The organism is Nonlabens sp. MIC269, assembly GCF_001430865.1.
GTDB lineage: Bacteria > Bacteroidota > Bacteroidia > Flavobacteriales > Flavobacteriaceae > Nonlabens > Nonlabens tegetincola.
Genome location: NZ_CP011373.1, coordinates 2,076,981 through 2,091,294, shown reverse-complemented (window position 1 = coordinate 2,091,294; position 14,314 = coordinate 2,076,981). Strand labels below are relative to the sequence as shown.

Sequence of the window (14,314 nt, the reverse complement as noted above, 5' to 3'; positions counted from 1 at the left end):
CCAATTAAAGTCGTTAAAAACACTCTTGGAAAAAGTTCCATTAAAAAAAACTCTGAAATACAGAAGATTAAACAAAAACTAAATTTGACATCATTAGGATCTAATATGTACGTAGAAAAATACTCGGTGGTTTTTAAAAAACTAAATTTTTTAAATCTCATTTTAAGAACATCTCCTGAGAGTAAAATTATAACTAATAATATGGAGCATCTTTAGTATAAAACCTCCTTAAACGCTTTTATAATAAGTGGATTTTCGACAATCCATAATCAAAAACTATTCTGTAAATAAAAAAAATAAAGCCTAACTATAAAAGTTAGGCTTTAATGATAACTACGCTTTCGCGAAAGCGGAATATATTAAGCTTGTCCAGTTGGACCAAAATTTAAGGGAATAGGAGGCTGCTCGTAATCCTTAATTTCACCATGCGCATTTTCAAATTTTCTAATATTATCCATAAGTGCTTGAGCTAAACGTTTAGCATGTTGTGGAGTAAGAACTATTCTTGACTTCACCTTAGACTTTGGATTACCAGGCATGATATTAACAAAATCAACAACAAATTCAGAATGTGAATGATTTATGATAGCTAAATTACTATACTGACCTTCAGCAATCTTTTCGTCAATTTCTATGTTGATCTTATTCTCTTGATTAGGATTATTTGCCATTCCTCTTAATTATAATTTACCTCTTGTTCTGGTTTATTAAGCATAAGCTTCTCGAACTCCTCTTTTGAGCCTACAATAATGTCATCATAATTTCTCATACCTGTTCCTGCTGGAATTCTATGACCTACAATAACATTTTCCTTAAGACCTTCAAGAGTATCAACCTTACCATTTACAGCTGCCTCATTAAGTACTTTAGTAGTTTCCTGGAACGACGCGGCACTAATAAATGATTTAGTTTGAAGAGATGCACGAGTAATACCTTGTAATATAGGCTCTGCCGTTGCAGGCATTACCTCTCTTGCTACTACTAGATTCTTATCCTCTCTTCTTAAAATAGAGTTTTCATCTCGTAAATCACGTGGAGAAACGATTTGACCTTCTTTAAGATTCTCTGAGTCACCAGCATCTTCAACCACTTTCATTCCATAAAGTCGGTCGTTCTCTTGAATGAAGTCTTCTTTATGAACCAATTGATTCTCTAGGAAAATACCATCACCTGGATCTACGATACGAACTTTTCTCATCATTTGTCTTACAACAACCTCAAAGTGTTTATCATTGATTTTTACACCTTGTAATCGATAAACCTCTTGCACCTCGTTAACTAAATACTGCTGTACAGCACTTGGTCCTTTAATTGCTAGAATATCTTTAGGCGTTATAGAACCATCTGATAAAGGCATACCAGCTCTCACATAATCATTTTCTTGAACTAGAATCTGATTAGATAATTTTACTAAATATTTCTTTACTTCGTCTGTTTTTGAAGTAACGATAATTTCACGGTTACCACGCTTAATTTTACCAAAAGAAACAACACCATCAATCTCACTTACAACAGCTGGATTTGAAGGATTACGAGCTTCAAAAAGTTCAGTCACACGAGGAAGACCTCCGGTAATATCACCTGCTTTGGCACTCTTACGAGGGATCTTAACTAGAATTTTTCCTTCTTTAATCTTCTCACCATCATTAATCATTAAGTGTGCACCTACTGGTAAGTTATAAGAAATTTGAGTTTCCCCTTTACCATCAACAATGTGCAGTGTAGGAATTAACTTCTTATCTCTAGATTCAGAAATAACCTTTTCTTCGTAACCAGTTTGTTCATCAGTTTCAACTTGGAATGTTGTCCCTTGAATGATATTTTCAAACTTGATTTCTCCAGAGAACTCTGAAATAATTACTCCATTAAAAGGATCCCATTTAGCAATTACTTCACCTTTCTTAATTTTTGCTCCAGGTTTTTTGAATAACTCTGCACCATAAGGAATGTTATTGGTATTGAGTAATAAACCAGTGTCCTTGTGCATCAACTTAGCCTCAGATGTTCTAGAGATTACAATATCTACTGCATTCCCTTCGCTATCTTCACCCTTAACCGTTTTAAGATCTTCAATTTCAAGAACACCTTCATTTTTAGCAATTACAGAATTCTCCTCACTAACGTTACCTGCAACACCACCTACGTGGAATGTACGTAAGGTAAGCTGTGTTCCTGGTTCACCAATTGATTGTGCAGCGATAACTCCAACAGCCTCACCTCTCATAACAAGACGGTTAGTAGCTAGGTTACGACCATAACATTTTGTACAAACTCCTTTTTTAGCTTCACATGTTAATGGCGAACGCACTTCCACAGACTCGATTACTGTTTCATCAATTGCATCAGCGATTTTTTCAGTAATCAATTCACCTGCTGCCACCATAACATTTTGTGTAGCTGGATCAACGACATCATGTAAAGCAACACGTCCTAGGATACGAGCTCCTAGTTTCTCCATTACTTCTTCATTCTTTTTAAGAGCAGTAACTTCAATACCTCTTAATGTTCCACAGTCTTCTGTATTAACAATAACATCTTGTGCAACATCATGTAAACGACGTGTTAAATAACCAGCATCGGCAGTTTTAAGAGCCGTATCTGCAAGACCTTTACGAGCACCGTGAGTAGAAATGAAGTACTCAAGAATTGATAATCCTTCTTTAAAGTTTGAAAGAATTGGATTTTCAATAATTTCTCCACCACCTGAGTTCGATTTTTTAGGTTTTGCCATAAGACCACGCATACCAGTAAGCTGTCTAATCTGCTCTTTTGATCCACGCGCACCAGAATCCAACATCATATACACCGAGTTAAACCCTTGCTGGTCTTCTCTAATATTCTTCATACCTAATTCAGTAAGCTGAGCATTAGTAGCTGTCCAAACATCAATCACCTGATTGTAACGTTCATTCTGAGTAATAAGACCCATTCCATAGTTACCACGAATCGCGTCAACTTTGGCATTAGCCTCGTCTATCATGGCTTGCTTTTCTTCTGGAATCATGATATCTCCTAGTGAGAATGACAATCCACCGCGGAATGCAAATCCATAACCTAAATCTTTAATCTCATCAAGGAAGGCAGCTGTTCTAGGAACATCTGTCACCTTAAGAATATCACCGATAATATCACGTAAAGCTTTTTTAGTCAAAACTTCATTTATATAACCAGCCTCATTAGGTACTTTCTCGTTAAATAATACACGTCCTGCAGTAGTTTCTATCAACTCTGATTTGTATGATCCATCTTCTTGTAAAAGTGGTATTCTACATTTTACTGGCGCATTAATATCAACACGTTTTTCGTTAAATGCGATTACCAATTCTTCTGGACCGTAGAACGTTAAACCTTCACCTTTAACAATGTGATTAGGTTCTGATCTACGTAACTTAGTCATGTAATATAAACCTAATACCATGTCCTGAGAAGGAACGGCAATAGGACTACCATTTGCAGGATTCAAGATGTTATGAGAAGCTAACATTAAAAGTTGAGCCTCTAAAATCGCCTCTGGTCCTAGTGGTAAGTGTACCGCCATTTGATCACCGTCAAAATCGGCGTTAAATGCAGTACATACTAACGGGTGTAATTGAATCGCCTTACCTTCTATTAACTTAGGCTGAAATGCTTGAATACCTAGACGGTGAAGTGTAGGAGCACGGTTTAATAATACTGGATGCCCTTTAAGAACATTCTCAAGTATATCCCAAACAACAGGCTCTTTTTTATCAATTATTTTCTTAGCAGATTTTACTGTTTTTACAATACCTCTTTCAATCAACTTACGAATAATGAAAGGCTTGTAAAGCTCTGCAGCCATATCTTTAGGAAGACCACATTCATAAAGTTTCAATTCTGGTCCTACAACAATTACAGAACGAGCAGAATAGTCAACACGTTTTCCAAGTAAGTTTTGACGGAAACGTCCTTGCTTACCTTTAAGGGAATCTGATAAAGATTTTAATGGTCTGTTAGAATCTGTCTTAACAGCACTAGATTTTCTAGTATTATCTAAAAGAGAATCCACAGACTCCTGTAACATACGCTTTTCATTACGTAATATTACCTCTGGAGCTTTGATTTCCATCAATCGCTTCAAACGGTTGTTACGTATGATTACACGACGATAAAGATCGTTTAAGTCTGATGTTGCAAAACGACCACCATCAAGAGGTACAAGCGGACGTAATTCTGGTGGAATCACAGGAATCACTTTCATGATCATCCATTCTGGCTTGTTTTCTCTGTGCAAGTTAGACTCCTTAAAAGCCTCAACTACCTGAAGTCTCTTTAGAGCTTCAGTTTTTCTTTGTTTAGAAGTCTCATTATTTGCTTTGTGACGTAAGTCATAAGACAACGCATCTAGATCGATTCTGTTTAATAATTCAATTAAACACTCTGCACCCATTTTGGCGATAAATTTATTAGGGTCAGAATCTTCTAGATATAAATTTTCTTGAGGAAGACTATCTAAAATATCTAAATATTCTTCTTCAGTAAGAAATTCCATTTTTTTAACCGGCTCACCTTCAGCATTTTTTGCAATACCTGGCTGTATTACTACGTAACGTTCGTAGTAAATAATCATATCCAGTTTCTTTGATGGTAATCCTAATAGGTATCCAATTTTATTAGGTAAACTACGGAAATACCATATGTGTGCTACAGGCACAACTAGGTTAATGTGACCTATACGATCACGACGTACTTTTTTCTCTGTTACCTCTACTCCACATCGATCACAAACGATACCTTTATAACGTATACGTTTGTATTTTCCACAGGCACATTCATAATCCTTTACAGGACCAAAAATACGCTCACAGAAAAGTCCATCGCGCTCAGGCTTGTGAGTACGATAGTTAATCGTTTCTGGCTTTAGTACTTCTCCTTTAGATTCTGCAAGAATAGATTCTGGAGATGCAAGACCGATTGAAATTTTTGAAAATTTCTTCTGAGTTTGGGTTTCTTTATTTCTAGCCATAATTATGGTACTATTTTAATTAGTGTAAGAGAGGTTGATGGTAATTACGCTTTCGCGAAAGCGAAACTACCACCTACTCTCAAAGATAAATTAATCCTCGAGTCTAAGGTCTAAACCTAGTCCTTTAAGCTCGTGCATCAATACATTAAATGATTCTGGAAGACCTGGTTCTGGCATAGGCTCTCCTTTAACGATCGCCTCATAAGTCTTAGCTCTTCCTATTACATCATCTGATTTTACAGTAAGAATCTCACGCAGTGTACTAGAAGCTCCATAAGCCTCAAGTGCCCAAACCTCCATCTCACCAAAACGCTGACCTCCAAATTGTGCTTTACCACCTAATGGTTGTTGAGTAATAAGTGAGTATGGTCCGATAGAACGCGCATGCATCTTATCATCTACCATGTGACCTAATTTAAGCATGTAAATAACACCTACTGTTGCAGGTTGGTCAAATCGCTCACCTGTTCCTCCATCAAATAAATAGGTGTGACCGAATCGTGGTATACCAGCGTTATCAGTCAATTCATTTATTTGATCCAATGTTGCACCATCAAAAATAGGTGTAGCAAATTTCTTACCTAATTTTTGTCCAGCCCATCCTAATACAGTTTCATAAATCTGACCGATATTCATACGTGATGGTACACCTAATGGATTAAGAACGATATCTACTGGTGTTCCGTCTTCTAGGAACGGCATATCTTCTTCACGAACTATACGTGCTACGATACCTTTGTTACCGTGACGACCTGCCATTTTATCACCTACTTTAAGTTTACGCTTTTTAGCAATGTAAACTTTAGCAAGTTTGATAATTCCTGCTGGTAATTCATCTCCTACAGAAATTGTAAACTTCTCACGGCGCAATGCACCTTGAAGATCGTTCTCTTTAATCTTATAGTTATGTAGTAAGTCTGCAACAGTTTCATTAATCTCGTCACTTGTTGTCCAAGTACCAGAAATTAGGTGAGTATAATCATCTACAGAGTTCAACATCTTAAGTGTATACTTTTTACCTTTAGGAAGTACTTCCTCACCTAAATCATTGTATACACCTTGTGATGTTTTACCACTAACGATTTCAAAAAGTTTTTCAACCAAACGATCACGTAAACCGTCAAATTTTGCTTGATAACTTTGCTCTAATCGTGCAATATCCTCTTTATCCTGTGCTCTTTTTCTTTTATCCTTTACTGCTCTTGAGAATAATTTCTTATCTATAACAACACCACGCAATGAAGGTGAAGCTTTAAGAGATGCATCTTTTACATCACCTGCTTTATCACCAAAAATAGCACGTAGTAATTTTTCTTCTGGAGTAGGATCAGATTCCCCTTTTGGAGTGATCTTACCGATAAGAATATCACCTGGTTTTACCTCGGCTCCAATTCTTATCATTCCATTTTCATCTAGGTTTGCAGTTGCTTCTTCACTTACGTTAGGAATATCGGCTGTTAATTCTTCATTACCTAATTTAGTATCTCTAACTTCAAGAGAATACTCATCAACGTGAATAGAAGTAAACAAATCTTCTCTTACAACTTTTTCTGAGATTACAATCGCATCCTCAAAATTGTATCCTTTCCAAGGCATGAAGGCAACCTTCATATTACGACCTAGAGCTAACTCACCTTTTTCAGTTGCGTATCCTTGACAAAGTACTTGACCTTTTTCAACTCTATCGCCTTTTTGGACAATTGGTTTTAAAGTTATAGAAGTACCTTGGTTTGTCTTACGGAACTTTATAAGGTTGTAAGATGTATCTTCTGGATCAAAAGAAATCATTCTTTCACGCTCGGTTCTATCGTAACGAATTACAATTTTTTGAGCATCAACATATACAACTTCTCCATCACCTTCCGCATTAATTAAAACTCGTGAATCAGACGCAACTTGTCTTTCAAGTCCTGTTCCAACAATAGGAGAATCAACTCGTAATAATGGAACTGCCTGGCGCATCATGTTTGATCCCATCAATGCACGGTTTGCATCATCATGTTCCAAGAATGGAATTAATGAAGCTGATATCGAAGCGATTTGGTTAGGCGCGACATCGGCATATTGGACCTGATCTGGCTCAACCACTGGAAAATCACCTTCTAAACGGGCAATTACTTTGTCAGATTCAATCTTACCATTTTCAAGTGGCAAGTTTGCCTGAGCAATGTGCATTCCTTCTTCTTCTTCAGCACTTAAATATATAGGCTCTTCTGATGTATTAATAACACCATTCTCAACTTTTCTATATGGTGTCTCAATGAATCCCATGTTGTTCACCTTAGCAAAAACAGCTAAAGATGAGATAAGACCAATATTCGGTCCTTCAGGAGTTTCAATAGGACATAATCTACCGTAGTGTGTGTAGTGTACATCACGAACCTCAAAACCTGCACGTTCACGAGATAAACCACCTGGACCTAATGCTGACAGACGTCTTTTGTGGGTAATCTCTGCTAATGGATTCGTTTGATCCATAAACTGAGATAACTGATTAGTTCCAAAGAACGAATTAATTACAGATGAAAGCGTCTTTGCATTAATAAGATCAATAGGAGTGAAAACCTCATTATCCCTTACATTCATACGCTCACGAATTGTTCTTGCCATACGAGCAAGACCAACACCGAACTGAGATGATAACTGCTCACCTACCGTACGTACACGACGGTTTGATAAGTGATCGATATCATCGATTTCTGCTTTTGAATTAATTAATTCAATTAAATATTTAATTATAGTAATGATATCTTCTTTTGTAAGAACCTGCTTACTCATGTCAATATCAAGACCTAATTTTTTATTCATACGATAACGCCCTACATCACCTAAGTTATATCTCTGATCAGAGAAGAATAACTTATCGATGATACCACGAGCAGTTTCCTCATCTGGCGGCTCAGCGTTACGTAATTGTCTATAAATATGCTCTACCGCTTCTTTTTCTGAATTGGTAGGGTCTTTTTGTAAAGTATTGTGAATGATAGCATAATCTGCAGACATCATATCTTCCTTATGTAAAAGAATAGTCTTTGCCTGAGAATCGATTATTTCATCGATATGCTCTTTTTCTAGGACAGTATCACGATCTAATACGATTTCATTACGCTCGATCGATACAACTTCTCCTGTATCCTCGTCTACAAAATCTTCATGCCATGTTCTAAGAACACGAGCAGCTAATTTGCGACCTAGGTATTTTTTTAATCCTGTTTTACTAGCTTTTACCTCTTCTGCAAGATCAAAGATTCCAAGAATATCTTTATCTCTTTCATAACCAATTGCGCGGAAAAGAGTTGTTACAGGTAATTTCTTTTTACGATCGATATAAGCATACATTACACTGTTAATATCGGTCGCAAATTCAATCCATGATCCTTTAAATGGAATTACACGTGCTGAATATAATTTAGTACCATTTGCGTGAAATGACTGTCCAAAGAACACACCAGGAGAACGGTGTAACTGGGAAACAACAACACGCTCAGCTCCGTTGATGACGAAAGTACCAGATGGAGTCATGTATGGGATTGTACCTAAATAAACATCTTGAACAATAGTTTCAAAATCCTCGTGTTCTGGATCGGTACAATATAATTTTAATCTTGATTTAAGTGGAACACTGTAAGTAAGCCCACGTTCAATACACTCTTGGATAGAGTAACGTGGTGGATCCACAAAGTAATCTAGAAACTCGAGAACAAATTGATTGCGAGTATCTGTGATTGGAAAATTTTCCATGAAGGTATTATAAAGACCTTCATTTTCTCTCTTGTCAGATTTAGTTTCTAACTGAAAGAAATCCTGAAACGATTTGATTTGGATATCGAGCAGATCAGGATATTCTGCTTTGTTCTTTACCGTTGAAAAGTTAATTCTCTCTGTGTTTGTTGCTAGCATCAATGCACGGTATTAAATGGTTAAAAATAGCGTTGTTGATGACGTCTCATCATTATACGCAAAATGGTCTAGACCTGTGAGCCTTGCTCAACAGGTCTAAACCTTTATATATAGGTAATGTTAAATTACTTTAACTCAACCTCAGCACCAGCTTCTTCTAGCTGAGCTTTAAGAGCTTCTGCCTCATCTTTAGCTACACCTTCTTTAATTGGAGATGGAGCGTTATCAACAAGACCTTTCGCATCCTTAAGACCTGCACCAGTTAATTCTTTAACTAACTTCACTACAGCTAATTTAGAAGCACCAGCTGCTTTAAGGATTACGTCAAATTCAGTTTGCTCTTCAGCAGCGTCTCCACCACCTGCAGCAGCTCCACCTGCAACAGCTACAGCTGCAGCAGCAGGCTCAATACCATACTCGTCTTTAAGTATGTCTGCTAATTCATTTACTTCTTTAACAGTTAAGTTAACTAACTGTTCTGCGAATTCTTTTAAATCTGCCATTTCTATCGTTTTAAAATTTATATAAAATAATTGCGTACTAATTGTTTACTATCTTTCTGATAGTGTTTTAAGGATTCCTGCAAGTTTACCACCACCCGATTGAAGAGCAGAGACAACATTTTTAGCAGGGCTTTGTAGAAGACCAATGATTTCTCCAATCATTTCTTCTTTAGACTTGATTTCACTTAATGAGTCTAACTTATCATCACCAACGTAAATTGCTTCCTCGATATAAGCACCTTTTAATAAAGGCTTATCCGATTTCTTACGAAAGTTCTTAATAACTTTAGCCGGAGCATTAGCTACTTCAGACAACATTATAGAAGTGTTACCTTTAAGAAGTTCTGGCAATTCACCAAAATCCTTATCAGAAGCTTCCATTGCTTTTGCAAGTAGTGTATTTTTAACTACCGCAATACTTACGTTAGCTTTAAAACATGCTCTTCTTAAATTAGATGTATCAGAAGCATTAAGTCCAGATATATCTGCAAGGTAAATAGTAGAGTTTTCTCCTAACGTTGCAGTCAAGTCCTGTATAACAGTTGCTTTTTGTTCTCTTGTCATGATCTAGATCTTTTAATCGTCTGCAAAACGTTTAGCATCTACATTTACACCAGGACCCATTGTACTAGACAAATGGATACTTTTGATATAAACCCCTTTAGCTGCTGTCGGTTTTAACTTAACTAATGTATTAATTAACTCTCTTGCGTTACCTGCAATTTTTTCAGCATCGAAAGATACTTTTCCTATTGCAGCGTGAACAATCCCGTTCTTTTCAACCTTGAAATCGATTTTACCGGATTTAACGTCAGACACAGCCTTAGCCACATCCATAGTAACTGTACCAGTTTTAGGGTTAGGCATAAGACCACGTGGTCCTAATACACGACCTAAAGGCCCTAACTTACCCATAACACTAGGCATAGTGATAATTACGTCAACATCAGTCCAACCACCCTTGATTTTATCAAGGTACTCATCTAGACCAACAAAGTCTGCACCAGCACCTTTTGCTTCTTCTTCCTTATCTGGAGTAACAAGAGCAAGTACTTTAACATCTTTACCTGTACCATGAGGTAAGGTTACGACACCACGAACCATTTGATTCGCTTTTCTAGGATCTACGTTAAGACGAACAGCTAAGTCAACTGACTCATCAAATTTTGCCGAACTAGTGTCTTTAACGATTTTTGAAGCGTCTGCTAGTGAGTAAGACTGTGCCTTATCGAATTTAGCGTTTGCTGCCTTTTGATTTTTCGTCAATTTTGCCATAATAACTAAATTTAAGCAGGTGCCTCACCACCTTTAACATTAACACCCATTGATCTCGCAGTTCCTGCGACCATTCTCATTGCGCTTTCGATTGTAAAAGCATTTAAGTCTGGCATCTTGTCTTCGGCTATTGCTCTAACTTGATCCCAAGTAATAGTACCTACCTTTTTACGATTAGGTTCACCACTACCACCTTTTAACTTTGCTGCTTCTAAAATTTGTACTGCTGCTGGTGGAGTTTTAATTACAAAATCAAAGGACTTGTCACTATAAACAGTTATAGCAACAGGCAATACTTTACCCGCCTTATCCTGAGTTCTAGCATTAAACTGCTTACAGAACTCCATAATGTTCACTCCAGCCGCACCAAGAGCAGGTCCTACAGGAGGAGATGGATTTGCAGCACCACCTCTAACCTGCAACTTTACAATCTTAGATACTTCTTTTGCCATTTTTAAATTGTTTCAAATTTTGATAACCGTAAGTGGAAGCCTAACTAGTTATCTGAATAGGTAACATTTATATTTTTTCGACTTGCATATAGCTTAATTCCAATGGTGTTTTTCTTCCGAAAATCTTAACCATTACCTCTAGCTTACGCTTCTCTTCATTAACTTTTTCTATATTCCCATTAAATCCATTAAAAGGACCATCAACAACTTTGACAGTTTCCCCAACTTTATAAGGAATAGACACATTATCGGTTTGCTCTGCAAGTTCATCAACTTTACCAAGCATTCTATTAACTTCTGACTTTCTTAATGGTACAGGGTCTCCACCTTTAACCTCTCCAAGAAACCCAATCACACCATTAACAGATTTAATAATGTGTGGAACCTCACCTTCTAACCTAGCTTGTATCATAATGTACCCAGGAAAAAAGACACGTTCTTTATTAATCTTTTTACCATTTCTAATTTGCACTACCTTTTCAGTAGGAACCAGAATTTGTTTTAAATAATCTGACAACCCATGATGAGCTATCTCGGATTCGATGTAGTCTTTAATTTTATTTTCCTGACCACTAACCGATCTTACTACATACCATTTCATTACATCCTTTTCTTCACTCATCTCTATGTATGATTATCCGTTAATGACCCATTCAAAATATCTATCGATTACACCATTAAAGACATAATCAATACCTGCCACAACTAAAGCAAAAACCACTGAAAATACAGCTACAGTTACCATAGACTTTTGTGCCTCAGCCCAAGTAGGCCAAGAAACATTTTCGGATAACTCATTGAACGAATTTTTTACATAAGATACTAATCCCATAAGTATGCTATTTTAATAAGCCTTTCAGCTTTTGTGCGCAGGTTGAGAGGCTCGAACTCCCGACACCTGGTTTTGGAGACCAGTGCTCTACCAACTGAGCTAAACCTGCATAGTTAAAAGTTGCCCTTTAACAAGTGAAAAGTATCCTTTCTTTATTCAAGAAAGGATACTTATAATATTAATACTTGAAATTAATCAAGGATCTCAGTTACCTGACCAGCACCAACTGTTCTACCACCTTCACGGATAGCAAAACGTAAACCTACGTTAAGTGCAATTGGCTGAATAAGCTCAACCTCAATAGTTAAGTTATCTCCAGGCATAACCATTTCAACACCGCTTGGTAATTTGATATTACCAGTTACATCAGTTGTACGAACGTAGAACTGTGGACGGTAGTTATTATGGAATGGAGTGTGACGTCCACCTTCTTCTTTCTTAAGGATATAAACCTCAGCTTTGAAGTGTTTGTGTGGAGTTACTGAACCAGGAGCAGTAATTACCATACCACGAGAGATTTGATTTTTATCAATACCACGTAATAAGATACCTGCATTATCTCCAGCCTCACCTCTATCAAGGATCTGACGGAACATTTCAATACCAGTAATAGTAGAAGTCAATTTCTCAGCTCCCATACCGATAATCTCTACAGGATCTCCAGTATTTGCAACACCAGTCTCGATACGACCAGTAGCAACAGTACCACGACCAGTAATAGAGAACACATCCTCGATAGGCATCAAGAATGGCTTATCCATATCACGTACTGGCTCTTCGATCCATGCATCAACTTGGTTCATTAATTCAAGAACAGTATCAACCCACTTTTGCTCACCGTTAAGTGCACCCAAAGCAGACCCCATAACAACTGGTCCATTATCACCATCATACTCATAGAAACTTAGTAACTCACGTACTTCCATCTCAACAAGCTCTAATAACTCCTCATCATCAACCATGTCAACCTTGTTAAGGAAAACAACAATACGAGGAATACCTACCTGACGACCTAATAGGATGTGCTCACGAGTCTGTGGCATAGGACCATCAGTCGCAGCAACCACTAAAATAGCACCATCCATTTGCGCAGCACCAGTTACCATGTTCTTTACATAGTCGGCGTGACCTGGACAGTCAACGTGTGCATAGTGACGGTTTTGAGTTTGGTACTCTACGTGCGAAGAGTTAATTGTAATACCACGCTCTTTTTCTTCAGGAGCATTATCGATCTGGTCAAAGCTTCTTGCTTCAGAATAACCAGCATCAGCAAGCACCTTTGTGATAGCAGCAGTAAGAGTAGTCTTACCGTGGTCTACGTGACCAATTGTACCTACATTAAGGTGCGGTTTGGAACGATCGTACGTTTCTTTAGCCATAATTATAGTCTTAGTTTATATTAGTGTTTCAATTTAAAAACCATTTAATTTACAAAATGGCTTATACCACAAATGGCCCCTAATTGAGACCTTTTTCATCTTAATTGAGCCAATGACGAGATTTGAACTCGTGACCTCTTCCTTACCAAGGAAACGCTCTACCCCTGAGCTACACCGGCTTTTATTATGCTTTCGCGAAAGCGTAATAGCCAAAGGCATATTTTAAGCATCACATCTCGTTAATGCCGTATCACACCAAAGTGCAATAATTGAGCGGGAGACCGGGTTCGAACCGGCGACATTCAGCTTGGAAGGCTGACGCTCTACCAACTGAGCTACTCCCGCTTAAAGAAATTACTTTAACATAATTTCATAATAATGTGTTTGTGGGGAGAGCAGGATTCGAACCTGCGAAGGTTGCCCAACGGAGTTACAGTCCGTCCTCGTTGACCGCTTGAGTATCTCCCCAATGCTTACACATCTATTTCAAAAAACTTGAGCCGATAGAGGGACTCGAACCCACGACCTGCTGATTACAAATCAGCTGCTCTAGCCAGCTGAGCTATATCGGCTTTAAACTCTTTTTGTCTTCACAAAAACAGCCCGTTGTTTTAACGGACTGCAAATGTAAACCTATTTTTTAATTCACAAAAAAAAAATTAAAAAAAATTAATGAGAAATTAATTTTTCCTTGCGGCGCTTGAGCTGACGCTCCAATGCAGCAGCACATTCGTCAATACATTGCTCAAAAGTTTTACATGTTTTTGTAGCAACCATATCGTCCCCTGGCACGAATAACCTTACCTCAGTAATCTTATTTTCCTTATTACTAGTCTTTTGAACTTTCAAATAAACATCGGCGCTTATAATTTTATTATAATACTGCTCTAATTTATCTAACCTTTTTTGAATGAACTCAATTAACTTGATGTCCGCATCAAAATTTACTGATTGCACGTTTACTTTCATAATCTTACGTTTTTGAGGTT

11 protein-coding genes and 5 tRNA genes are annotated in these 14,314 nt (G+C 37.3%); all 16 read right to left on the bottom strand.

What is annotated here, in order from left to right; translation table 11 throughout:
- Positions 1–359: 359 nt before the first annotated feature.
- Complete coding sequence (locus AAT17_RS09620; RefSeq protein ID WP_042279760.1) at positions 360–671, bottom strand: DUF3467 domain-containing protein; 312 nt, start codon at positions 669–671, stop codon at positions 360–362.
- A 5-nt stretch (positions 672–676) separates the two neighbouring features.
- Complete coding sequence (gene rpoC, locus AAT17_RS09615; RefSeq protein ID WP_060523906.1) at positions 677–4,984, bottom strand: DNA-directed RNA polymerase subunit beta'; 4,308 nt, start codon at positions 4,982–4,984, stop codon at positions 677–679.
- Positions 4,985–5,074: 90 nt separating this feature from the next.
- Positions 5,075–8,884, bottom strand: coding sequence for a DNA-directed RNA polymerase subunit beta (gene rpoB, locus AAT17_RS09610; protein ID WP_060523904.1), 3,810 nt, complete (start codon positions 8,882–8,884; stop codon positions 5,075–5,077).
- Positions 8,885–9,009: 125 nt separating this feature from the next.
- Positions 9,010–9,387, bottom strand: coding sequence for a 50S ribosomal protein L7/L12 (gene rplL, locus AAT17_RS09605; protein WP_042279757.1), 378 nt, complete (start codon positions 9,385–9,387; stop codon positions 9,010–9,012).
- Between the two features lie 48 nt (positions 9,388–9,435).
- Positions 9,436–9,951: a 50S ribosomal protein L10 gene (rplJ, locus tag AAT17_RS09600; RefSeq protein WP_042279754.1), complete on the bottom strand. Its 516-nt coding sequence runs from the start codon at positions 9,949–9,951 to the stop codon at positions 9,436–9,438.
- A 12-nt stretch (positions 9,952–9,963) separates the two neighbouring features.
- A complete protein-coding gene (gene rplA, locus AAT17_RS09595) occupies positions 9,964–10,662 on the bottom strand; it encodes a 50S ribosomal protein L1 (RefSeq protein ID WP_042279751.1) in 699 nt (232 codons plus the stop codon).
- Positions 10,663–10,673: 11 nt separating this feature from the next.
- Positions 10,674–11,114, bottom strand: coding sequence for a 50S ribosomal protein L11 (gene rplK / locus AAT17_RS09590; protein ID WP_042279749.1), 441 nt, complete (start codon positions 11,112–11,114; stop codon positions 10,674–10,676).
- 67 nt (positions 11,115–11,181) lie between these two features.
- A complete protein-coding gene (nusG, locus tag AAT17_RS09585; RefSeq protein ID WP_042279747.1) occupies positions 11,182–11,736 on the bottom strand; it encodes a transcription termination/antitermination protein NusG in 555 nt (184 codons plus the stop codon).
- A 12-nt stretch (positions 11,737–11,748) separates the two neighbouring features.
- Entirely contained in the window at positions 11,749–11,946 is a 198-nt protein-coding gene (secE, locus tag AAT17_RS09580; protein WP_042279746.1) for a preprotein translocase subunit SecE, read from the bottom strand.
- A gap of 36 nt (positions 11,947–11,982) precedes the next feature.
- A tRNA-Trp gene (locus AAT17_RS09575) sits at positions 11,983–12,055 on the bottom strand.
- An 82-nt stretch (positions 12,056–12,137) separates the two neighbouring features.
- Positions 12,138–13,325: an elongation factor Tu gene (tuf, locus tag AAT17_RS09570; RefSeq protein ID WP_042279745.1), complete on the bottom strand. Its 1,188-nt coding sequence runs from the start codon at positions 13,323–13,325 to the stop codon at positions 12,138–12,140.
- A 107-nt stretch (positions 13,326–13,432) separates the two neighbouring features.
- Positions 13,433–13,504 (bottom strand) — tRNA-Thr (locus tag AAT17_RS09565).
- A gap of 93 nt (positions 13,505–13,597) precedes the next feature.
- Positions 13,598–13,670 (bottom strand) — tRNA-Gly (locus AAT17_RS09560).
- A 42-nt stretch (positions 13,671–13,712) separates the two neighbouring features.
- A tRNA-Tyr gene (locus tag AAT17_RS09555) sits at positions 13,713–13,793 on the bottom strand.
- A 30-nt stretch (positions 13,794–13,823) separates the two neighbouring features.
- A tRNA-Thr gene (locus AAT17_RS09550) sits at positions 13,824–13,897 on the bottom strand.
- A 97-nt stretch (positions 13,898–13,994) separates the two neighbouring features.
- Entirely contained in the window at positions 13,995–14,294 is a 300-nt protein-coding gene (gene raiA, locus AAT17_RS09545; RefSeq protein ID WP_042279744.1) for a ribosome-associated translation inhibitor RaiA, read from the bottom strand.
- Positions 14,295–14,314: the final 20 nt, after the last annotated feature.